Raw genomic sequence first — 21,178 nt, 5'->3', positions numbered from 1 at the left:
CTCCTTTAGGAAGTAGCGTCGCTGGGGATTTTGGCGGTTTCCGTGGGAGCGGCTTCGATCTGAACTAACAGCTGGCCACCGCGTACCTGGTCTCCTTCACAGGCGCCCAGTTTAATTACGGTACCGTCGCGGTCTGCGCGCAGGGCGTGCTCCATTTTCATAGCTTCCATTAAGGCGATAGTGTCTCCCCGCTGAACGCTTTGATTGGGCTCAACCAATACCTGCACCAGGCAACCGTCCATAGGGGCCGTGATGCGGCCACTGCCTTCGTTAAGGCTCGATTTGGCGGGGGCGTGGGTGATATCGACAAAATGAAATTGCCTGCCGTCTAACAGGAGGTGCAGATTGCTTTGGTTGGCTAGGAACAGTCTCTTTTGGCTAACGCCATCCAGCAGGAGTTCAGCACTATAAACTCCAGTTTCTTTTTGTGATTTCTCAAAATGGACCCACTGAATCAGGAACTGCTGGTCGCCTACTGAGATTTGATAAGAATTATCTACTAACGCCAGCAGCTCACAGTTTAGGGTTTGTCCTGAAATTTCCAGTCGGTAGTTGATCGGCACGCTGTTGTCGCCACTGCGCCAGTCACTGCGGCCGCTACGCTGATCCTGAGGGTTGGCTTGGTGCAAGTGATTAAGTAATGTGGCTTGGGCTGCAATTACTGCTGGAACTGGTTCTGCGGATGTCAGCGTGCTGTTTTGGTCGAGGAAACTGGTATCGGCATCGCCAGCGATAAACTGTGATTCGGCCAGGATCTTCTGCAGGAAATGGATATTGTTTTTGGGGCCGATAAATTCCAGCCGGGTCAGGGCTTGGGTTAGCTTGCGCCGAGCTTCTTCTCGATCCTGCCCCCAGGCAATTAATTTGCCGAGCATGGGGTCGTAAAATGGCGTAATTTCGCAACCATTTTTCAAAGCGTGGTCGATACGGATTCCTTGCCCCTTTGGCGCTACCCAGTGGAGTACTTTTCCGGCCTGGGGCAGGAATTGTTGTTCCGGGTCTTCGGCATACAGGCGGACTTCAATGGCGTGCCCCTGCTGGGAGACTTTCTGCTGGGAAACGCATAGGGCTTCGCCGCGTGCTACTGCCAGTTGCCAAGCTACCAGGTCAAAACCGGTTACCATTTCTGTTACCGGGTGCTCCACTTGCAACCGGGTGTTCATTTCCAGGAAATAGAACTCGCCGTTGGGGCAGAGTAGAAACTCAACGGTGCCCGCGCCTAGATAACCGCAGGCTCGCGCGGCGTCGACTGCGGCTTGCCCCATTCTTTCCCGCAGCTGGGTGTCGACCGCAGGGGAAGGGCACTCTTCGACCACTTTTTGATGGCGTCGTTGTACGGAGCAATCTCGCTCCCCCAGGTGAATACAGTTGCCGTGACGATCCGCAAACACCTGGATTTCGATATGGCGAGCGTTGACCAGTGCCTTTTCCAGAATTAACTCGTCGCTGCCAAATGCACTCATGGATTCACTGCGGGCGGCGCGCAACTGGGAGGCCAGCTCGTTGTCTCCGTGAGCCAGGCGCATGCCGCGCCCACCACCGCCTGCGGCGGCTTTGATCATTAATGGGAAGCCAATGCGCCGCGCCTCGGCGATCAGGGTGTCGTCGTCCTGGGCACCCTGGAAGCCGGGAATACAGGGTACGCCGGCTGCGGCAACAAACTCCTTGGCTTTGCGTTTGTTGCCCATCAGTTCTATGACTTCGGCACTCGGGCCAACAAAACTCAGTCCACTCTCTTCGCAAGCGCTGGCAAATTCCGCATTCTCAGCGAGAAAGCCGTAGCCGGGGTGGATGACGGTGGCTCCGGATTTTTTAGCCGCGTCGAGAATTTTTTGGATATCCAGATAGGACTCCGCCGAAGTCTGCCCGCCAATGGCTACGGCGATATCGGCAGCTTGTGGGTGAAGTGCATCGCAGTCCGCATCGCTGTAGACGGCGACTGTGCGATAGCCTTCCGCCCGAGCAGTTCGCATAATTCGCAGTGCGATCTCGCCGCGATTGGCGATTAACAGGGTCTCTGTTGTCGACATCAGTGCTGCCACTCCGGTGATCGTTTTTCCAGAAATGCACGGGCGCCTTCGCGCCCTTCATGGCCTTGAATTGCGCGGGAAAACTGTTGCGCAGCGCCGTCGAGCAGTTGGCTGAGGGCAGTCTCATCACTCACCCGCGCCGCATCCAGCAAGATTTGCTTGGTCGTTGCCAGAGCGCCGGGAGCGCAGGCATTGATCGCGCCCAGGTGTTCCTGCAGCGCGCCTTCAAGGGCTTCGGAATTATCGAGTAACTGATGGATTAACCCAATTTCCAAAGCCTGCTGTGCATTGACCTTTGCTCCGCTGAGGGCCAGGCGCCGGGCCTGGGAGAGACCGACCCGTGCCACGACAAAGGGAGCAATTTGTGCAGGCGGTAAACCCAGGCGGGTTTCCGGAAGGGCGAAGCGGCAACTGCGATCGGCAATGGCAATATCGGCACTGCAAGCGAGCCCGAAACCACCGCCCATTACGGCACCTTCCAATACGGCAATGACTATTAAAGGGGTGCGATTAAAGCGTTCCATCAGTTCACCGAAACGACGGTTTAGGTGAAAAAACACATCACTATTTCCATCGCTCGCGCCCTGCTGAGCATTGAGCATATCGGCAATATCGCCACCGGCGCAGAAGTTGTGTTCTGCACCCCGCAGTACCAACGCTCGCACCTGCGGATCTTCTTCCGCTTCTGCGAGTTTTTGCAGAAGCTCATCTACCATTTGCAAACTGATGGCGTTGCGCTGCTGCGGGCGATTTAGCGTGAGATAGCGGGCGATGCCGATGGTTTCATCAATAATTGTCTCCATGGCCTGACCTCACGCGGTGGGTTTGCGTTTGCTGGGCAGTATGCCCATCAGCTTACAGATAATGCCGAGCATTACTTCATCTGCACCGCCGCCGATAGCGGTGAGACGGCTATCCCGGTAAGCGCGGTTGATTACAGTCTCCTCGATATAGCCCATGCCACCCCAGAACTGCAGGCACTGATCGGGAATAGAGCGGGACAGGCGACCAGCCTTGAGCTTGGCCATTGAAGCAAGGGTAGTGACATCTTCACCTGCCACATAAGCTTCCACCGCGCGCCAGGTTAGAGAGCGCAGGCATTCCACTTCGGTCTGCATTTCTGCGAGGGCAAAGTGGATAGTTTGATTGTCGATCAATGGTGCTTTAAAGGCATGGCGTTCGCGCACATAGTCGATGGTGCTGGTTACACAGTGCTCCAGGCCTTTTAAGTTCAGCGCGGCGCCGGCGAGGCGTTCTTCCTGGAACTGAAGCATCTGCAATAGGAATCCGGCACCTTCATCGCCGATACGGAAATGTTTGGGCACCCGTACATTGTCAAAAAAGATGGGAGCGGTTTCCGATGAGCGCATACCTAATTTGTCGAGTTTTTCGCCGATGCGTACACCAGGCGTTTTCGCCGGAATAATGACCAGGGATTTGTTGCTATGGGCTTTGCCCTCACTGGTATTGACCAGGGTGCAGAAAAAATCGGCGCAGGGGGCGTTGGTGATCCACATCTTGCTGCCGTTAATCACATAGTCGTCGCCATCGCTCTTGGCGGTGGTCTTAATCGAAGCAACATCGGAACCGGCGCCGGGTTCGGAAACGGCAATTGCACCGATCATCTCGCCACTCACAGCGGGAATCAGGAACTGTTCTTTCAAATCCTGGCTGCCAAAATTAGCCAGGGCCGGGGTGCACATGGAGGTTTGTACTGAAATTGACAGGGGTACACCACCACAGTGAGCGCTGCCCAGCTCTTCCAGGAAAACGGTTTCGTAACTGAAGTCGAGACCCAGGCCACCGAAGTCCGTGGACTTACTGATTCCCAGCAGGCCCAGGTTGGCCAGTTGTTGGAAAATTTCGTGGATAGGAAAGCGGCCGGCCTTTTCCCATTCCGCCACATTGGGATTGATTTCCTGCTGTACAAAGTTTTGTACAGTGCGCTGCAGTTCCCGGTGTTGATCGCTAAATATCATTATTGTTTTCCCTGCCTTGAAGTGTGAACCCGGTGATTGTGTTAATGGGCAACCGCACTTCCTTGTTGCCCCGGTTTTTCGTTAGAACCTAGCTACGCCAAAGGTATTTTTATTGAGTTTTCTCTGCTCGGCCTCATTGCAAATTTCTAGCAACATGCCTAAAAGTTTGCGTGTATCGCGGGGATCGATAATGCCGTCATCCCAGAGGCGTGCACTGCAGGCGAGAGCATCGGAATTGCCATCCATAAATGCGCTGGTGTCATTTTCCAATTTGTCCAATACAGTCTCATCCACATTGCCACTGCGTTGCATTTTTTGCTCGGTGACGATGCGCATTACCTTGCCGGCCTGGGCTGCGCCCATAACTGCGGTGCGGGAATTGGGCCAGGCAAAAATAAAGCGGGGATCGAATCCGCGACCGCACATGGCGTAGTTGCCGGCCCCGTAGGAACCGCCCACGACAATACTGAGTTTTGGTACGCTGGCATTGGCCACGGCCTGAATCATTTTGGCCCCGTGCTTGATGATGCCGTTGCGCTCCACCTCGGTACCCACCATAAAGCCGGTGGTGTTATGTAAAAACAGCAGTGGCGTGCCACTCTGTTCGCACAACTGAATAAACTGCGCGGCCTTGTTGGCCCCCTTGGGGGTGATCGGGCCGTTATTCCCAATAATTCCTACAGGAAAGCCTTCAATACGAATATGGCCACATACGGTTTGTCGATCGAATTCCGGCTTGAAATCCAGCATGGCAGAGCCGTCGGCTAGACGAGCGAGAATTTCGCGCACGTCGTAGGGCTTTTTACTATCTGCTGGAATCAGGCCGAGCAGGTCGTCGATAGGATGCAATGGGTCTCGGTAGTCTTTTTGTACTGAGCTTTTAATGGGTGAGGGTAGGGTGGCAATAATTTCCCTTGCTATGCGGATACCATCGGCGTCGTTCTCAGCTAAGTAATCGCCACTGCCGGATTCGGTACAGTGCATTTCCGCTCCACCGAGGCTTTCCGCATCGGCAATTTCACCGGTGGCTGCTTTCAGTAGCGGCGGCCCAGCCAGATACATACCGGTTTGCCCGCGTACCATGACCACATAATCTGACAGGCCTGGCTGGTAAGCACCGCCAGCAGTAGCGCCGCCATGTACCACGGTTACTTGCGGAATACCGGCAGCGGACATTCGAGCCTGGTTAGCAAATCCGCGTCCACCGGGAGCGAAAGTGTCGCTGGCATACATCAGGTTGGCACCACCACTTTGTGCCAGGGCGACAATCGGCAAATGATTCTCCAGAGCGATCCTCTGCATTCGCAGGGCTTTATCCATCCCGGCTGGTGAGATGGTGCCACCTTTTACGGCATAGTTATCCACCCGAACCATGCAGCGTTGTCCGCTGACCTGGCCAATGCCACAAATGGCTCCGCCACCCGCACCGGTACCATCCTGGTCGTCAAAAAGTTTATAGCCGGCAAGGGAGCACAGCTCAACAAAAGGTGCGCCGGGGTCGAGCAATAAATTAAGGCGCTCCCTTGGCAGCAGCCAGCCCCTGTCACGATAGCGCGCAGCCTTACTTTTCTCTGCCTGTACCGGACGTTGCTCAGCTTCACGAAAATGGTTGATCTGTTCCAGCATGGCAGCTTGGTTGTCATTGAACTCTGCCGAGCGGTTGTCGAGCTGGGAATCAATCGGCTGCATTAGAGCTTGCCCTCCGCTTCCAATTCTTCCACTACCTGCGGCCGGCGTTTGCGATGGAATCCGTTGAAGCGTTTAGAGTTACGGGCCGCCTGTGGCTGCCAAAGGGGAGAGTGATGTTTGAGACTCGAGCCACCATCGATACGCAGCGTTTGTCCGGTGATATAGCTGGCGGCATCGGAAAGCAGGAAGCACACGGCCCCACTAATTTCCGCTTCCTCTCCCAATCGATAGAGGGGAATACTGTCTCGGAAGCCCGGTAATAGCTCGCGCAGGAATTTGGGGTCGTAAGTATCAAAGCCGCTGGAGAGAATATAGCCTGGCGCTACAGCATTAACTCGAACCCCAAATGGCGCCCACTCTAAGGCGGAGGTTTCGGTAATATTTTCCATGCCTGCTCGAGCGGCACCGGAATGCCCCATCATCGGCATACCGCCGGCGTTATCTGCGGTGATATTTACGATACTGCCGCCGTGCTGTTTCATAGATTGAACAAAAACTTCTCGGGACATTAAAAAGCCACCGAGCAGGTTACTGCGTACAACAGCATCGAACCCTTTTGTGTTGATCTGCTCAAGGGGTGAGGGGAACTGGCCACCGGCATTGTTCACTAATCCGTGAATTTGGCCCCGGGCCTGGACTATTTGCCCCACTGTCTCCTGCACCCCTTCTTCATCGCGGATGTCCAGGCTGAATAAGCTGCACTCGCCAGCATCGTTGTTGATCTCGCCGGCAACCCTTTCCAGCTTGTCCAGTTTGCGCCCGATCAATACTACATGGGCGCCGAGGCTGGCCAATTCGTGGGCAATGCAGCGTCCAATACCGCTGCCGCCGCCGGTGACGATATAGGTTTGCTCGCTAAAGCTGCCGGAGCGCAGCTGGCTTTGATAGCGCATGAAAGTTTCCTTTTTTACGGCCTTACGGCTAATTCAGTTTTTATTGTTCTTGTCGGCGCTTGCGCTTGCGCCTGCGTGTGGGAAAACGCAGAATGGCTTAACGCTACCAAGCAAGCGCTTGGTATTCAATACTTGGCGCCTATTTGATTAAAAATTCTCAGGGCCGTTAAGATGTTTGACTCAAATTGACCAATATGGGGAGTGGTTCGTGATTGAAAGTGGGCAGGATTTTGTGAGAGTTCCCGAAGAGTTATCGCCGCAGCAGCTGGTAGGTGCTTTGGTGGCAGAGGGAGTGCTAACTGATCCTGAATCTGCCCGTGGACGTTTGCTGAATGCTGCAGCGCGGTTGTTTGAGCAAAAAGGGTTCGCCCGGACAACAGTGCGGGATCTCGCTGCGGAAGTGGGTATTTTGTCTGGCAGTATTTTTCATCATTTCTCTAGTAAGGAGCAGATTCTCTGCGAAGTAATGCGGGAGGTGACGATATTTGCCGGTGCGCGAATGCGAACCGCAGCGGAACAGAGTCGAACACCGCAAGAGAGGCTTCAGGCCTGTATTCAGTGTGAATTAGAGGCTATTCATGGATTGGCAGTACCGGGTTTTTCTATCCTGGTGGTGGAGTGGAGAAGCCTATCCGAAGAGAGTCAGCAGGAGGTTTTACGCTTAAGGGAGGAGTATGAGCAGATATGGCTGGACGCTATTGAGGCCGCCGAGTGTCCCGGTGGTGATCCCGCTCTGGTAAGGCGTTTGCTGGTTGGTGCCTTGAGTCACACATACAGTTGGTATAAGCCGAGAGATAAGGGGTTGTCTATTCCAGATCTGGCGGCGCGTGTTCTAGCGATATTCACTCCCTGAATTCTTCCTAAATTGGCAAAGCGTGCCATGAAAACTGTGAACTTTGCCTTCTTTCCTGCCATTTTTGTTTTTGAACTGGCTTGGTGAGAACTGGTGCGCAACTGATTTTCTCTGAATCTTTTACTCTCCGCGCAAGATGTAATAAATGTGACAATTTGTGTCACTTGGTGACAGGAGAGGGAGATGGCGGGCCAGGATTTGTACCAGGTGGTTTCCACGGGAAGGACACTTCACGCCAAAGAACCGGGTCCGGTTATCCGGGATGTGGCGAAGTTGTTCTCTATCTCGGAGCCCCAGGCGCGCAGGCTGCTACTAAAAGGCTGGGTAATTAAAGATCGGTTGGTTTCTGACCAGGCGCTGGAGTTTCGCACCAGTCTGCAGAAAATTGGCCTGCGAGTGGAGGTTTGTCCGGCGGGACGATTTGATAACCGCGAGCTGATTGCAAAGATAAAAGTCGCCCAGCGGCGCAAGGCCCAGGTCAATGCTGCATCGGTGGATGCGCCGGATAAGTCGCGCGCTGGTACTGACCCTTTTGTTCCTGTTAGCCAGAAAACTCTCGAAGCAGACGAGCCCCAGAAAGTCGTTTCATCCACTCCTGCCGCAGGCAATCCAGTAATAAAGCCGGAAGGCTCCCGGGATTCGGTTGAGTGGTATTTATCTGATGCAGGCCGATTACAGGCTGACAGTGTCACCAGTCAGGGAAAGGCAGTTTGGGGAGTGGTCAAAGCAGTAATCGTGCCTTCAATATTCTGGTTGGTACTGTTCGCTTGTGTTTTCTCCAGTGGATATGCTCTATGGCAAATCCCTATGGCTGTTTGGCAGGGAGAACTTACTTGGGTGGGGGTGTCGCTGAGTATTTTAACCGTACTTCTCGCCCTGCTTGTTGGTCTGCTGTTTGTCTGGCCATTTTTCTGCTTATCCTCCCGTTTGCGAGAATCATCGGAGCCCCGTCAGCTGTTGCCCTCTGAAGGTAAGGAGGCCTTGAAGTTAATTAATTCATTGGTCGATAAGCTAGGGCTGCCAAAGATCAGCCAGGTCTTTGTAAGTGCAGACTCCCATATTCTGTCCCAGCCGGGATTTCTCCAGGTTTTTAGGCAGAATTTACCACTTACGGTAGGGCTTGCCAGCGTCTCCTCATTGAACGGAAAGGAGGTCCTGGCACTCGTGGGCCGGGGGCTCGCCTTTTATCGCGGCCGTTTGCTCGGCGCACTTGGTTGGTTGACTTACGGCACCGTGCAGCGATTGGAACTGATGCAGTGGGCTTTTGAAAATGAGCGCAGTGTTGTTAGCCCGGATAATGCTCCGGGAGCATTGGCCGCGCCATTTCACCGTATGCTAGTGACAGGTGGATATATTTTGCTCCCTATCTTGCAGCGCCTGGAGGCACTGCATTGCCGCTTAACCGCAGGCAGTGCCGTAATGCTACAGGAGAGGGCTGACGGTGTTGCGGCGCAGATAATAGGTAGTGATGCGTTGGCAGACTTCGCTAGGAAGTGGCATCGGTTAGTGCACGCAGATCTTTTAGTGACAGAAATTAATCGCGAAGCCCAGGCGCTGGGACGCAGTTGTGCAAATATTCCCGATGCCGTCCGTTGGATGCAGGAGAATCTGGATGTTGATACCTGCGATGTAGTTGAGGCTGCTATGACGCAGGCCAGGGACCCCTGGGATATTCAGCAGGCGATCGACAGTGAATGTGTAACGGTGTTGATTGAGCGGGAATTTGTGGGGCAGGTTAGATCTGCGATACCCCTGCAATCCATGTTTGTGGACTTTGCCGGGCTGGCAACCGCTGTGACGTCTGAAGTTGCTGGCAAAGACTGTGAGATGGTCGAAAACCGACTTTTACTGAGTTCAAGTAAGGAGTCAGAGGAGTCTGCTGAGGTACTGGACGAGTATTTCAATCGCCTGGCGCCCTTGACCCTGATGCCTCTGCGCAGGCCATCCTCTGCGGAAATGCAGGCGCTGGATCTGCAGGGCACTATCGATTGGCTGCGCAGTAAACTGGTGGAGTTGCGTGATTTGCGTGGACGCCGTGAGGACTTGCAGATCAGGGTTTTTACAATGCAGCTGGGAGCGGCGCTGATACGCGGCAAAATCCCTTTTACCGCTGAAGACTTTTGCTTGAAGGGGGCCAGTCTTGCAGGAGCTCAAGAGCAGATCGCTGTTAAGCGCGCTGAACTGGAGGAGTCACACAAGCAATTACAGCAGATCTATGGTGTTTTCTATCAGCGCCTGTGTCTATCCCTGGTAACTATGCCCACGGATCAGCGTCAAACAGCCAGGAATCAGCTGCGCCATTTGGCCGCCTACGATAGCTTGGCACCACATCTGGATCGGCTCGCCGGTTATAGCCACTCGCTGGCAATATTTGCCCAGCACCTATCACCAGAGTTGAATGAAAGGGAACTGCTGCAAAAATATACGGCGCTGTCTTTGCGAGAGATAGATGCCATAGTAGCGGCAGTGGAGAGTTCGGCTCTATTAAGAGAGCAAGGGGTGGCGGCGGCAATAAATTTGAAAGCTCAGGGGGAGCCTTTCAGGCAGCTGCCACAAGGGAGACAGGAAGTGCTGGATTCTCTGCAGGTTATGGAATCGCGTTGCAAACACATTCGCGCTGCGATTCTGGAGCACTATCATATCCAGCTAGCCGCCTTGCTGAGTCAGTGTTTGGAGCGGGAAAAGCAGTTGCAGTTAAAGCCACTGCGACTGCTTAAGGCCGGCTAACCGCCGGCCAGTTTTACCGTGTGGTTGCGAGATTCCAGGAATATTTTGATCTCAGTACGCTTGTCACCCTGAATCTCAATCACCCCATCTTTGAGGGCGCCACCGCAGCCGCAGCGCTTCTTGAGCTCTGCCAGGAGCAGCTTGAGTTCGCTGTCAGTGCCTGGCAGCCCGCGCACGCAAGTCACCCCTTTTCCTTTGCGGCCCTTGGTTTCCCTTTGGATTCGAACTATGCCATCTCCATCACGGCGCTTCTCTGTCTTGGATTCCTCTTTAATTCGACCGAGGTCAGTTGAATAGACGAGACGATTCTCCTTAGCCATGGCTGGGAATACTCCGTTGGTATTTGCTGAAAATGTCGGGAATTGTGCCCGAGGTGCGCAGGATGTTAAAGCCGCTGTAAACGATGTTGAAAATGGGGCGACCCCTGGGGCTTGAGAGGTTAGAATTTTGCCGCAATATGAAACAGCAGCGTAGTTGAGGTGATAGATGGCGTTGACGGGACGTCGCAAACTGCTCAATGAGGTAATTTTCGGAACCGAGACCCGGGCAGGGCGGAATTTTGATGTTTTTTTGATCTGGGCGATCCTGATTAGCGTGGGTTTGGTGCTCCTGACCTCCATAGGTACGGTGCGCGATCGCTATGAGCACTTACTCATCGGCCTGGAATGGGTATTTACTGGCCTCTTCACCATTGAATATATCGCCCGGATATATTGCACGGTGAATCGCCGCAAATATATTTTCAGTTTCTATGGGATTGTGGACCTGCTCGCAATTCTCCCCAGTTACTTGGCGCTTCTCTATACTGGTGCCACCTATCTTTTGGTGATTCGCCTGTTGCGGGTGCTGCGGATCTTCCGAATCCTGAAGCTGGTTCGCTACTTACGTGATGCCAACGTCTTGTTGCGAGCCCTCGGGCTGGCCCGGCGCAAAATCCTGGTCTTTTACTCCAGTGTTTTGGTTATGTGCATTATTTTCGGTTCCCTGATGTTTGTGGTGGAGGGGCCAGGCCACGGATTTACCAGTATTCCCACGAGTGTTTATTGGGCTATTGTGACCATCACAACCGTTGGTTATGGCGATATCTCTCCGCAAACGCCTTTGGGGCAGGGCATTGCTGCAATGACCATGCTGATTGGTTACTCAATTATTGCAGTGCCTACCGGCATTCTAACGGCGGAATTGGCTGGAGAAATGCATCGGGAGCGAGTGCAACAGCGCTGTGATAACTGCAGCCGTAGTGCCCATGACCCAGATGCGGAATACTGCAAATTCTGCGGCCATCGCCTGGAGGATATGGAAGAGAGCGAAGCGCTGTAAGTTATTCGCACTTTGTCACTGCCGGCCAAAACAGGGCCGGCAGCCATTTATCAGCTTATGGTTTTACCATTCATCCGGGACGCGGACTGCTATGACTTCTGCCTTGGCGCAGAGGCGTCCATTACTGGTGAGGTTGCAGTGCAGAATGGTTTTCTTGGCGGAGCGCTGAACAATGGTGGCTTCGAGAATGACCGGTTTATCGATGGCAGCCGGTGCCAGATAGCTAATATCCAGTTTGCCGGTGGCATACCAGATCTTGTCACCAGTGCCGACAGCTCGTCCGGCTTGCAGATAACCATCGGCGATGGCTGTGCATACGGTATGGCAGTCGATAACCGTAGCGATAATTCCACCGTTTAAATATTGAGCAGGTCCAGCATTGTGATGGGAGCTGGGAAGGAACTCGCAGCGGGTTTGATCCTTCTCTGTCCAGTAGCTTTTAATACGCAGGCCCTGGTCATTGTCTGGGCCACAGCCGAAGCAATGATTGCCCTGGATCTGATCTTGAATTGCGCTTTCCTGAGTCATATTTATCCCTCGCTATGAGCGCGCAATACTACCGATTTGCGCCGCAGAGTGGAAGAAACTACCCTTGCGGGCTTGCAACAGAGTTATCCGAATTATCTGGACGTAAATACATGGACATATACGGCTTTTGTGCCCCTGGTTTAGAGGCTCTTTACGATGCTTTTGCCAGAAATTTTCGCGAGTGCGGTGATACAGGAGCGGCCTTTGCCGTGCGCCAGCATGGAGAATTAATCTGTTCCTTATGGGCGGGAAGTGCGGATCGGGGTGCAGAGAGGCCATTTACTGAAGACACATTGGCCAATGTCTTCTCATCTTCCAAAGGCGTTCTTGCAGTTTTGGCGATGCAGCAAGTTGCCGCAGGCAAACTGGATTTGGATCGCCCGGTAGCGGATTACTGGCCTGAATTTGCCCCAGGCAAAGAAACTGTCACCGCACGCCAGTTGCTGTGCCACCGCAGCGGACTTGTCGCTTTCCGTGAGCGGGTAAAAGACAGTTTGATTTACGATTGGCAGGCGGCTTGCGACCAGGTGGCTGGCAGCGAGCCTTGGTGGAAGCCCGGAAGTGCACAGGGTTACGCCCCATTTTTATACGGCTGGAGCTTGGGTGGATTAATTGAAAGGGTTGCCGAAAAACCCTTGTTGGAACTTTATCGGGAATTGCTAGCCAAACCCCTCAATCTTGATGGGGGCTTTGGGGCAAATGGACATCGTTCGCAGAGAATTGCCGATGTCAGCCCGCTGAAACAACCCTTACCAGAGCTTCGGGAAAATGCCATTGGCCGCGCCATAAAAGAAGACCGCAAAGGGCCTGTTGCGATGGCATTTAGCAACCCGGTGAGCTTGATGATGGGTACCAATAGCTCCGAGTGGCGCGGTGCTTTAATTCCTGCAGCCAATGGCCACTTCAGTGCGAGAGACCTGGCAGCGGTTTACGGTGAACTCACCTGTGACGAGCCGACTATTTTGCCCAAGCGGTTGATAGATGAAGCGGCAAAGGAGCAGAGTCATGGCCACGATAAAGTATTGCAGGCTGAGGTGAGTTTTGGTTGTGGCTTTATTCGCAGCAGTTCCGCGGCGGACTTGCGCTTTGGGGGTAGCCAGGGCTTTGGCCATCCGGGAGCGGGTGGTAGTGTCGGCTTTGCTGATCCGGAAAGAGGGCTGGGCTTCGGATACGTGACAACTCGTTTGGGGCAGAGCTTATTTATGGATCGTCGAGCGGTCGGTCTGGTAGATGTTCTTTACGGGTTGTTGTGATGACTGAAGAAATAAAGGCTCTGGTAGAGCGGGTCGATGAACTGGAGAGCCGTTTGGCTTTCCAGGAAGACACTATAAGCCAATTAAATGATGTGATTGCTCGTCAGGATACGGATATTCGCACTCTACTCGCACATATGCGCGAGTTGGGCGAAAAGTATCGGACGATTGCTTTTGAGATGCAGGGGGCCGGCAAGCCGCTGGATGAAAAACCTCCGCATTACTAATTCAGTGGTTACAAAAGGGTTTTTATAGAAGTCCACAGGGGCTGGCATGAAAATCTTTTTTGTTACTAAGTGACAGACATAGAGGTATTCGCTGCCTCTTGGGGGCGTCTTTAAAAACAAAAGCGTCTAAAAAATTGCCTCAGTGGAGTGTGGGGCTATTGACAAACTTTTCCACATACGCAGTTGGTAAAATTTGCCCTCAAACAAGAAGATATCCACCGTTATTTTACGTCAAGGCAAATTTTTAACTTGTTGTTTTTTAAAGGAAAACTGAAGAGTTTAAAAAATGTGCAAAACGCTGTAGGCGAGAGTTTACGCCGGTTGGCGCCACGGATAGCTTATTAGTGCACAGTTTTATCCACAGATTTTGTGGAAGACCGGGAAGCTGATCACTTCTTGCTCGCTACTTTGTCCAGCATTGGTACGTAGTTATGAATAGTTACTACGTAATGGGGACTAGTCAGTAGAACTGACAATAGATTCGCTTTAGTCTATGGAGAATTTCATTGGGTTGGTTCAGCCGCCAGTCAGATAGTGTGTTGAACAATACAGAGATTGCACAAGACATGTGTAGCTCAATACCCGTTACTTAAAAATGCGTTAGGAGAGCCAATAATGAAATATTGGGTAGCAGCCCTGGCACTGGGTTCGATGGTTGGTTGTTCCACATTGGACCCTTACACAGGTGAAAGTAAGACCAGTAATGCCGCCAAGGGGGCTGGAATTGGAGCTGTAACTGGAGCGATCGTTGGTGTCGCTACTGCCAGTAAGAAAGACCGTGGTAAGGGAGCCTTGACCGGTGCCCTGGGTGGCGCCGCTATCGGTGGCGGCATTGGTTACTATATGGATCGTCAGGAAATGTTATTGCGTCAGCGCCTGGAAGGTACCGGCGTACGTGTTGAGCGTGAAGGTGATAATATTCGCCTGATCATGCCGGGTAACATTACCTTTGGTACTAACCGCGCAGATATTCGTACAGACTTCTATGACACTTTGGAATCGGTCACTGTCGTGTTGCAGGAATTCGATAAAACCGCAATTCGAGTCAGCGGCCATACCGATAGCACTGGTTCAGATGTGTATAACCAGAGCTTGAGCGAACAGCGTGCTAACTCCGTTGCCGGCTTCTTCAGCGGTCAAGGTGTTTCTGCAGGTCGTGTACAGGCTGTAGGTTACGGTGAGCGTTATCCTATTGCCAGCAATGACTCTGAAGCTGGACGTCAGGCCAATCGCCGAGTTGAGCTGGAATTACTGCCGTTATAACGATTAGGTTAGGTACTTTCTACCTTTAGTCGTTTTTTATTGATAGTGCCCAGATTGTTCGATTTGGGCACTACACCCCTTCATAAATTCCCATTATTATTCTACTCAATTTCTTAACTAATCCCTTAAGCAGCTATTTGTTTGTCCCTACAAAGAGTTTCCGGCTTTGATCCCTGGTTACTCGGCGGATGATGTATTGAGAGAAAGCTTTCTCACTTATCCTCTTGCCATCTTCAGAATCTTTCCCGAACTGTTTTTGTAGTTGCCGCTCAAACCATTCTATTTAGATCAAGGCTCATCTTTGGATTTCCGTGTTGTCTTATTTTCAGACTTATATAAATCTAGCGACCCTAAGATTTAGCATTAGTTTGATTTCAGTAAATTTTTAGAGAATGTTTTGTGAGCCAAACGAGAGTGGTTATCAGTTCTTTGATGTATCAGTTTGTTCGACTGCTAAAAATTAGACGTGCCAACATTTTTATAGAGATCATTTGCCAATCATATTTTCTACCTATGAATAATTGATTTTGTGGCCATGTATGCAGAGATAGATTTGCTTGCTTTTTAATTTTTAGAGCATTGGCCGTCAAGTAAGCAGGAAAGTCCGAAAATTAAGTTGTCTAGGGTTGGGTTGGCGCTAATAATAATTTCTTAGTTTTATTATTTTCTGGATTTGTACTTTATGTGATTTATATTTTTGACCAGCTTTTTATGTTGGTACACCTGTGCAAGTTGAGGTGGTGTGAGTCGTAAGTTTTTATTGTTTTTTCTGTCGCGGATATTTTTAGGTGTTTAGTTGGTGGAATCAGTTTTGATTGGTACCCCCAGGCAAAGGATCGCATAAATACTTCTAATTCGAAGGGTGTAGCGCCAGATTTTAGGGCTGTGTTAATAGTGGAGGTTGTTCCTTCCCTCATTCGCCACTTCGATTGGTAATTTAGTTGTTGGATGGATGGATGGATGTTTGTGTCTGTCTCGTCGGAGAATTAATTTGACACATTGAGGTGGGTAAAGAATTCCATAAGTATTGTTTTTCATGGTTTCACTGCTGTAAATGGCTGATCTATACGCTGCAGAAATATAATAATGGTGATTGTGAACCTGGCTGCTTTTAAGAGACGATAAAGTAAAATTTTGCAGGAAGCTTGTCCTTTTGGTTGGAAATGATGAGTCTTAAGATGTGGGCCTGTGATGATCGTCAAGCTTCATTACTTAAATGTTTTGTGAGATTCATATTGGGGCTGAGGGCTTCAAGCTCTTTTCATGAAGGTCTATGTCATTTTCAGTTCTTCACTAAAAGATTGTATCCATAAGATGGAAAGGCTATCTCTATAACTTTTGGTTGGTAATTAATAAGGGGTAGCGGTGATCTTGGCAGAAGGTGTTGGCTAAAAGTAGGTTCTGAGAAGAGTACACAATGAGTTCTTAACTTAAAGCCTTGACTCTCCTCTTAAGGGGAGAGTTCAGAATTTTAGTGGCTCAGGTAAAGATAGGGGTCTCACTTAACATGCGGTAGATGTAGTAGCTGTGCCTAATTGCTGAATCGATCGTCAAGTTATTGATTGAGTGGTTGGATATTAGGGTTGGTAAATATTTCTTAGCTTTAGGTTTTTATTGCAATTTTATTGCATTTAAATTTTTCTAGTAGATTTTTATTCTTTTTTTGTTTGTGATTTGGAGTTTTTTTAATTTTGGGTGATTGTTTTACACCCAGTCCCGGTCTGTGGGGCGAGGTGGAAAAATTGAGGCAGTGTTGTGGGTCCTTAATTGGCATTTTATTTAGATGTGTCAAAAAAAACAGTCTTCAATCATTTGCTGGTGTGCATGCAAAAGACGCCAAAATTTTTAGGGTGGAAAATACTATTTATCGTTGTGTAAGTGAAATAATTATTGGTTCATCTGTACCAATTGAGGTTGTTAGTTTTATTGGTACAGCTTGTTAGTACAAGTGGGATGAAATTTGATCAGTTAAAAGGCCCCAAATTTTGGGTGACTGGTTATTCTTTAAGGTAATATCAATATCACTTTACAGAATATGGAAGGTTAGTACATCCTAACGCAAAGTCACTTAATTCCATCGAGTTATTTTGCCTTTTTACGCCAAGTTAGATTTGCGAGAAAACATAAAGAACCCTTCTGGGTTGATAAGTTAGTTGTAGGTGTTTGCCGTGAAAAGTAGTCTTCTATCGCCATACCAGGGCCTTAAAGAAAGTAAAAAGAGAACGATATCGATCATTATTTGTTCTGGTGCCCAGTGCCTGGATATCACAGGTCCAGCTGAGGTGTTTACGTTTGCTAATAAACAAATGGCCGATTTTGGGTATGGCGAAGATCAGCTGTATAAAATTGAATTTTTGGCTGCAAGCAAGGAGCCGAGGCAAGTAACTACTGGCTTGAAAGTACATCCAGATAAATGTTTTTACGAGGCCGATTCCATCCATACTCTTTTAGTTGGTGGTGGTACTGCGAAAAGTTGCCTTGACTTAACGGATGACAGTCAGTTTCTTGAGTGGTTGAAAGTTAAGGCAAAGGAAGTTGAGAGGATAGGGGTTAGCGGAAGTGGCACATTGGTACTTGCTAAGGCTGGAGTTTTATCAGGGCATCGGGCTACAACTCATGAAAAATACATCGGTGATCTAAAAAAATATAAAGATATTGAAGTAGATGACAAAGCGATTTTTGTGAGAGATAAGAAAATCTACAGTTCTGTAGGGCGAAGTGCAGGGATAGACTTGGCCTTGGCTATGGTTGAGGAGGACTTCGGTCGAAAACTGGCCCTTTTAGTTGCTCGGGAAATGATTTTGTACCTGAAGCGTGATGGTGATCAGAGTCAGTACAGTAGTTATTTACAGGCACAATTAAAAAATAATAGGTTCTCCCCGTTGTTGGAATGGATAAACCTAAACTTAGAGCAGTCTCTCAGTGTTGATTTTTTGGCTAAAAAACAAGCAATGAGCCCCCGAAATTTTTCTCGCTGCTTCACAAGCGAAATAGGTGTAACTCCGGCTCGGTATTTGGAGCAGGTTAGAGTTGAGAAGGCCTGTCAGTTAATATTGGAGGCAGGGATTAGTCAGGATGTAGTGGCAACCCAGTGTGGCTTTTCGTCGCAGGAACAAATGAGAAGGGCGTTTCTCCGGCAGAAAGGTATTCTTCCCAGTAAATACCGCAAACAGTTCGCTTGAAAATACTGGATTTCGTTGATTTTTGGCTTATCTTCGACATGGGGGGCGGCTTTTCAGGGTTTAAGCATGAATGCTCATGTATGTCTGAACCTCTGAGTTGATCAACATCTTCACTTTTAGTTAATATTTATATTTTGCAAGAATATAAATATGAAATACTTACTTTTGACCAGTTTGCTATTTGCAGCTTCTGCAAGTGCTGAGATAGACCTTGATTACCTCAAGGTACCCGAGGGCTTTAAGCTCAGCTACTTTGCAGAAGATGTTGAGACGGCTCGTCAATTGGCACGTTCTGAGTCGGGTACAGTATTTTCTGGTTCTTTCAGCGCGAAAAAAGTTTATGCTTTCAAGGACACAGATAATGATGGTGTAGCTGATCAGCGTTGGCTATTGATGGATGATTTAAAAGCGCCGACAGGTATTGCCTATAAAAATGGCGATTTATATGTGGCTGATGTCAATAAGATTATTCGCTTCCCCTAGATTGATAAAAATCTTGACAAACCGAAGTCTGAGGTTGTTTACGATCAGTTTCCAGCGGACAGGCATCATGGTTGGAAATTTTTGCGTTTTGATAGTGAAGGGCAGCTGATAGTGCCTGTCGGCGCACCTTGTAATATCTGTGATGCCAACGAAAATTACTCAAAAATATTTTCGCTGGACTTGCAATCTAAGAAAACAAAAGTGATTGCAAATGGGGTGAGAAACTCCGTTGGCTTTGATTTTCATCCGCAAACCAATGAATTGTGGTTTTCAGACAATGGGCGGGACATGATGGGTGATGATATCCCACCCTGTGAAATCAATAAGGTAAGCTTTGCAGGAGAGCATTTTGGCTATCCTTATTTCCACGGTGACGATATTGCAGATCCGGAATTTGGTCAGGGTAAGAGGGCCGCTGATTATTCCAAGCCGGTATTAAATTTAGATGCCCATGTGGCGCCTCTTGGAATTCACTTTTATCGCGGTGGGCAGTTTCCCAAGGAATACCAACAGAACTTGTTGGTTGCTGAGCACGGGTCCTGGAATCGAAGCAAAAAATCAGGTTACCGAGTAATGATGGCGACAGTTAAAGATGGTGAGGTCACGGATTACAAGCCGCTGGTCACTGGTTTTATGCGGGATGAAACCACCTATGGGCGCCCTGTTGCATTTTTAGAAATGCCTGATGGCAGCGTATTAATTTCTGATGATTTTGCCCATAAAATCTATCGCTTAACCTATACCGGTATTTAAATGGCCGATTTTATAGCTATCAGGGCTGCTCATTGAGCAGCCCGCTTGGTTATCCACTGTATTGGTTTTCACGCTAGAGAAATTTCTGCCAAATTTCCTCACCTCTTAGCTATCCTTCAGACTCTGTAAAAAAGAGTAAGCCGATCCTAATTACTTGTGCTATGTCTACTGCGATAAGAGCATAAGTAAGGAGAGGGTTGTGACGCAAAAAATATCCTGTGAGACATTTTCCAAAATCGTGAGTGTTATTTTATATCTCCTAGTGAGTAGCACGGCGCATGCGACTGAGGACATAGCTTCGGCATCTACTGCTCATTTGGAATTACGTTTTGCCCAAGCTGAGGTTGTGGCGCAAGTAGAAATTATTGATGTTCACAGGGATGTGGATAGCGCACTGTCTGAGGAGGGAATTACAGCCATATCAGGCTATATCTACTCTGCCGTTCCCAGCCAGGTTTGGAAGGGGCCAATGGGTGGAGAGATCACCTTCCGCCTGGGATTTGAATCCTGCGATTTAAAGCTGGAGCAAGGTGAAAACTATCTGATTTTTGCGAATTTGGATAGCTACGGAAGGTTACACCTGAGGAGTTGTGAGGCGGTTATTGCTGAGTCAGACGCCACCGCGATACTTGCCCAACTTAATAAGTTTATTAAACAGGGCTAATAAGTTGCTCTCTTGCAGACCTGTTAGAACTATCAGTTGTAACTGGTTCTTTCTTTACAGCAATCCAACCTGCTACGAAGTGGCTCTCCCCCTTGAAGAACCCCAAAGGAGGGTTATTCTTATCAGTATTGGCGCGACCTTCTTTTACAGGCGCTGCATCTCATTAAGTTGCGCACCGTTGTAAACAGGCTGGAGTGTCAGGGTTTGGGATTGTTATCGAGAAAGTACACCGACCAGCACTGTGTAACCGGCTCGATTTTAATGATTAATGTCTTCTTTTGAGTTTGCCTGGGGTCGAGAGGTCCAGATATGAAGAAGTTACTGATTCCCCTGATCATTTTATTACTGATCATCGGTTATTTTATGTCGCGCAGCGGCGAGCATAAGGCTAAAGAAGCCTATAACTCGATGGAGCAGGAGCAGAAGAGTGAACAGATGAGGGGATCCTCTACCCCCTCTAGTGGAGGAAGTAGCGGTGGCTCAATGGCCCCAGCAGATACCTCGGATTCCCCTGATGGTATGGGCAATCCCGATTCCCAAATGCCCCAGGACTCTGACTCAACCGATCCCGCTCCTCCGGGGTCTTCAGATAACGGGAGCTCACCTGACGCTACTATGTCTGGGTCCGACAATATGGGTGCAGATGGCAACATGAGCCCGGATGCTAATGATTCTAGCGCCATGCCAGACGCGAGCAATAACTCGGGCGGCGACCTAAATCAGCAAGCGGATAAGGTCGTAGATGATGCTACAAAGGAAGCCAATGATGCTGTAGAGGGAGCAACTAACGATATGGATGCCTCTGCCGATGGCGCTGAAACAGATACAGAGGCAGATACCGGTCAGGATGAGGGAATGGAAAGTAATGATAACTGACCAATAGTAATGACTCAGCTACATCGAGCTAAGCGAAAAGCAGGGCCGCACAGAAGTGTGGCCCTGCCGCATTCTCAAAATATGATTGAGCATATCTGGCATCAGGGTGATCGAATACTCGAGGTTAGACCAGTTGGGAAGTTAACCGTTGAGGACTTCCAGTTGCTAGCCGCGCAAGTTGATCCGATCATCAGTAAGCGGGGACGTATAGAAGGGTTGCTAGTCAATGCGGGAGATTTCGCTGGCTGGGAGAGCTTCGTCGCAATGATCTCTCATTTTCGCTTTATTCGAGAGCATCAACGACATATCCGCCGGATAGCCGTGGTTACCGATAATCCTATCCTCCGCTTTATGCCCAACCTTGCCTGTCACTTCATCAGTGCTGAGGTACGTCCCTTTCCCGAAGAGGAGTCCGCTCAAGCTCTGGAATGGTTACAAAAACCGGGTTAGCATCGCCT

The 21,178-nt window shown here is 49.8% G+C and carries 19 protein-coding genes; 12 read left to right on the top strand and 7 right to left on the bottom strand.

The annotated features are described in order from the left end of the window. Positions 1 to 5 precede the first annotated feature (5 nt). The 5 genes from ACJJI5_RS14610 to ACJJI5_RS14590 form a co-directional block, all read right to left on the bottom strand. Entirely contained in the window at positions 6 to 2,030 is a 2,025-nt protein-coding gene (locus ACJJI5_RS14610) for an acetyl/propionyl/methylcrotonyl-CoA carboxylase subunit alpha (RefSeq protein ID WP_445354439.1), read from the bottom strand. Further along, positions 2,030 to 2,833 carry an enoyl-CoA hydratase/isomerase family protein gene (locus ACJJI5_RS14605; RefSeq protein WP_413665473.1) on the bottom strand — a complete coding sequence of 268 codons (804 nt, stop codon included), beginning with the start codon at positions 2,831 to 2,833 and terminating at the stop codon, positions 2,030 to 2,032. Before ACJJI5_RS14605 ends, ACJJI5_RS14610 begins: the two co-directional genes overlap by 1 nt. A 9-nt stretch (positions 2,834 to 2,842) precedes the next feature. Beyond that, positions 2,843 to 4,009, bottom strand: coding sequence for an acyl-CoA dehydrogenase family protein (locus ACJJI5_RS14600; RefSeq protein ID WP_413665474.1), 1,167 nt, complete (start codon positions 4,007 to 4,009; stop codon positions 2,843 to 2,845). 81 nt (positions 4,010 to 4,090) lie between these two features. Beyond that, positions 4,091 to 5,698 carry an acyl-CoA carboxylase subunit beta gene (locus ACJJI5_RS14595; RefSeq protein WP_444932958.1) on the bottom strand — a complete coding sequence of 536 codons (1,608 nt, stop codon included), beginning with the start codon at positions 5,696 to 5,698 and terminating at the stop codon, positions 4,091 to 4,093. Next, positions 5,698 to 6,591, bottom strand: coding sequence for an SDR family oxidoreductase (locus ACJJI5_RS14590; RefSeq protein ID WP_444894137.1), 894 nt, complete (start codon positions 6,589 to 6,591; stop codon positions 5,698 to 5,700). The genes ACJJI5_RS14595 and ACJJI5_RS14590 overlap by 1 nt, the downstream gene beginning before the upstream one ends. A gap of 208 nt (positions 6,592 to 6,799) precedes the next feature. Here ACJJI5_RS14590 and ACJJI5_RS14585 point away from each other — a divergent pair, with 208 nt between their 5' ends. Next, positions 6,800 to 7,444: a TetR/AcrR family transcriptional regulator gene (locus ACJJI5_RS14585; RefSeq protein ID WP_413665477.1), complete on the top strand. Its 645-nt coding sequence runs from the start codon at positions 6,800 to 6,802 to the stop codon at positions 7,442 to 7,444. A gap of 183 nt (positions 7,445 to 7,627) precedes the next feature. Then, positions 7,628 to 10,171 carry a hypothetical protein gene (locus tag ACJJI5_RS14580; RefSeq protein WP_445354438.1) on the top strand — a complete coding sequence of 848 codons (2,544 nt, stop codon included), beginning with the start codon at positions 7,628 to 7,630 and terminating at the stop codon, positions 10,169 to 10,171. On the opposite strand, the gene yciH is transcribed toward ACJJI5_RS14580, so the two are convergent. Then, positions 10,168 to 10,491 carry a stress response translation initiation inhibitor YciH gene (gene yciH, locus ACJJI5_RS14575; RefSeq protein ID WP_445354437.1) on the bottom strand — a complete coding sequence of 108 codons (324 nt, stop codon included), beginning with the start codon at positions 10,489 to 10,491 and terminating at the stop codon, positions 10,168 to 10,170. The two genes, ACJJI5_RS14580 and yciH, sit on opposite strands and share 4 nt — an antisense overlap. Before the next feature lie 166 nt (positions 10,492 to 10,657). Between yciH and ACJJI5_RS14570 the strand changes: the two genes are divergently transcribed. After that, positions 10,658 to 11,491, top strand: a complete 834-nt coding sequence (locus tag ACJJI5_RS14570; protein WP_413665480.1) for an ion transporter — start codon at positions 10,658 to 10,660, stop codon at positions 11,489 to 11,491. Between the two features lie 63 nt (positions 11,492 to 11,554). Here the strand turns inward: ACJJI5_RS14570 and ACJJI5_RS14565 are convergent, their stop codons facing one another. Beyond that, positions 11,555 to 12,019, bottom strand: a complete 465-nt coding sequence (locus ACJJI5_RS14565; RefSeq protein WP_444897597.1) for a PaaI family thioesterase — start codon at positions 12,017 to 12,019, stop codon at positions 11,555 to 11,557. 110 nt (positions 12,020 to 12,129) lie between these two features. Between ACJJI5_RS14565 and ACJJI5_RS14560 the strand changes: the two genes are divergently transcribed. The 9 genes from ACJJI5_RS14560 to ACJJI5_RS14520 all read left to right on the top strand — a co-directional run bounded on the left by ACJJI5_RS14560 (position 12,130) and on the right by ACJJI5_RS14520 (position 21,170). Beyond that, positions 12,130 to 13,272: a serine hydrolase domain-containing protein gene (locus tag ACJJI5_RS14560; RefSeq protein ID WP_413665481.1), complete on the top strand. Its 1,143-nt coding sequence runs from the start codon at positions 12,130 to 12,132 to the stop codon at positions 13,270 to 13,272. Then, positions 13,272 to 13,499 carry a SlyX family protein gene (locus tag ACJJI5_RS14555; protein ID WP_444894132.1) on the top strand — a complete coding sequence of 76 codons (228 nt, stop codon included), beginning with the start codon at positions 13,272 to 13,274 and terminating at the stop codon, positions 13,497 to 13,499. The genes ACJJI5_RS14560 and ACJJI5_RS14555 overlap by 1 nt, the downstream gene beginning before the upstream one ends. A 615-nt stretch (positions 13,500 to 14,114) precedes the next feature. Next, positions 14,115 to 14,762: a YiaD family glycine zipper/OmpA-like lipoprotein gene (locus ACJJI5_RS14550; RefSeq protein WP_413665482.1), complete on the top strand. Its 648-nt coding sequence runs from the start codon at positions 14,115 to 14,117 to the stop codon at positions 14,760 to 14,762. Between the two features lie 2,159 nt (positions 14,763 to 16,921). Further along, positions 16,922 to 17,944, top strand: coding sequence for a GlxA family transcriptional regulator (locus ACJJI5_RS14545; protein WP_445354436.1), 1,023 nt, complete (start codon positions 16,922 to 16,924; stop codon positions 17,942 to 17,944). Between the two features lie 150 nt (positions 17,945 to 18,094). Beyond that, a complete protein-coding gene (locus ACJJI5_RS14540) occupies positions 18,095 to 18,427 on the top strand; it encodes a hypothetical protein (protein ID WP_445354435.1) in 333 nt (110 codons plus the stop codon). A gap of 81 nt (positions 18,428 to 18,508) precedes the next feature. Next, the gene (locus tag ACJJI5_RS14535) at positions 18,509 to 19,180 is read left to right on the top strand and encodes a PQQ-dependent sugar dehydrogenase (RefSeq protein WP_445354434.1); all 672 of its coding nucleotides are present in this window, start codon (positions 18,509 to 18,511) and stop codon (positions 19,178 to 19,180) included. 199 nt (positions 19,181 to 19,379) lie between these two features. After that, complete coding sequence (locus ACJJI5_RS14530; protein ID WP_413665485.1) at positions 19,380 to 19,844, top strand: netrin-like domain-containing protein; 465 nt, start codon at positions 19,380 to 19,382, stop codon at positions 19,842 to 19,844. A 309-nt stretch (positions 19,845 to 20,153) separates the two neighbouring features. Next, positions 20,154 to 20,720 carry a hypothetical protein gene (locus tag ACJJI5_RS14525; RefSeq protein ID WP_445354433.1) on the top strand — a complete coding sequence of 189 codons (567 nt, stop codon included), beginning with the start codon at positions 20,154 to 20,156 and terminating at the stop codon, positions 20,718 to 20,720. A gap of 81 nt (positions 20,721 to 20,801) precedes the next feature. Beyond that, the gene (locus ACJJI5_RS14520; protein WP_413665487.1) at positions 20,802 to 21,170 is read left to right on the top strand and encodes a SpoIIAA family protein; all 369 of its coding nucleotides are present in this window, start codon (positions 20,802 to 20,804) and stop codon (positions 21,168 to 21,170) included. The last annotated feature ends 8 nt before the right edge of the window (positions 21,171 to 21,178 follow it).

The organism is Microbulbifer maximicatervae (SeqCode) (genome assembly GCF_052467955.1).
Note: the sequence above shows the minus strand (reverse complement) of the source record. Positions and strands in the feature narration are given on the sequence as shown.

Bases quoted from the DNA above. Each gene is read 5' to 3' on its own strand.
- ACJJI5_RS14520 (WP_413665487.1), top strand. From the start codon at position 20,802: ATGATTGAGCATATCTGGCATCAGGGTGATCGAATACTCGAGGTTAGA.
- ACJJI5_RS14590 (WP_444894137.1), bottom strand. From the start codon at position 6,591: ATGCGCTATCAAAGCCAGCTGCGCTCCGGCAGCTTTAGCGAGCAAACC.
- ACJJI5_RS14560 (WP_413665481.1), top strand. From the start codon at position 12,130: ATGGACATATACGGCTTTTGTGCCCCTGGTTTAGAGGCTCTTTACGAT.
- yciH (WP_445354437.1), bottom strand. From the start codon at position 10,491: ATGGCTAAGGAGAATCGTCTCGTCTATTCAACTGACCTCGGTCGAATT.
- ACJJI5_RS14570 (WP_413665480.1), top strand. From the start codon at position 10,658: ATGGCGTTGACGGGACGTCGCAAACTGCTCAATGAGGTAATTTTCGGA.
- ACJJI5_RS14565 (WP_444897597.1), bottom strand. From the start codon at position 12,019: ATGACTCAGGAAAGCGCAATTCAAGATCAGATCCAGGGCAATCATTGC.
- ACJJI5_RS14600 (WP_413665474.1), bottom strand. From the start codon at position 4,009: ATGATATTTAGCGATCAACACCGGGAACTGCAGCGCACTGTACAAAAC.
- ACJJI5_RS14550 (WP_413665482.1), top strand. From the start codon at position 14,115: ATGAAATATTGGGTAGCAGCCCTGGCACTGGGTTCGATGGTTGGTTGT.
- ACJJI5_RS14605 (WP_413665473.1), bottom strand. From the start codon at position 2,833: ATGGAGACAATTATTGATGAAACCATCGGCATCGCCCGCTATCTCACG.
- ACJJI5_RS14540 (WP_445354435.1), top strand. From the start codon at position 18,095: ATGAAATACTTACTTTTGACCAGTTTGCTATTTGCAGCTTCTGCAAGT.
- ACJJI5_RS14580 (WP_445354438.1), top strand. From the start codon at position 7,628: ATGGCGGGCCAGGATTTGTACCAGGTGGTTTCCACGGGAAGGACACTT.
- ACJJI5_RS14555 (WP_444894132.1), top strand. From the start codon at position 13,272: ATGACTGAAGAAATAAAGGCTCTGGTAGAGCGGGTCGATGAACTGGAG.
- ACJJI5_RS14595 (WP_444932958.1), bottom strand. From the start codon at position 5,698: ATGCAGCCGATTGATTCCCAGCTCGACAACCGCTCGGCAGAGTTCAAT.
- ACJJI5_RS14610 (WP_445354439.1), bottom strand. From the start codon at position 2,030: ATGTCGACAACAGAGACCCTGTTAATCGCCAATCGCGGCGAGATCGCA.
- ACJJI5_RS14525 (WP_445354433.1), top strand. From the start codon at position 20,154: ATGAAGAAGTTACTGATTCCCCTGATCATTTTATTACTGATCATCGGT.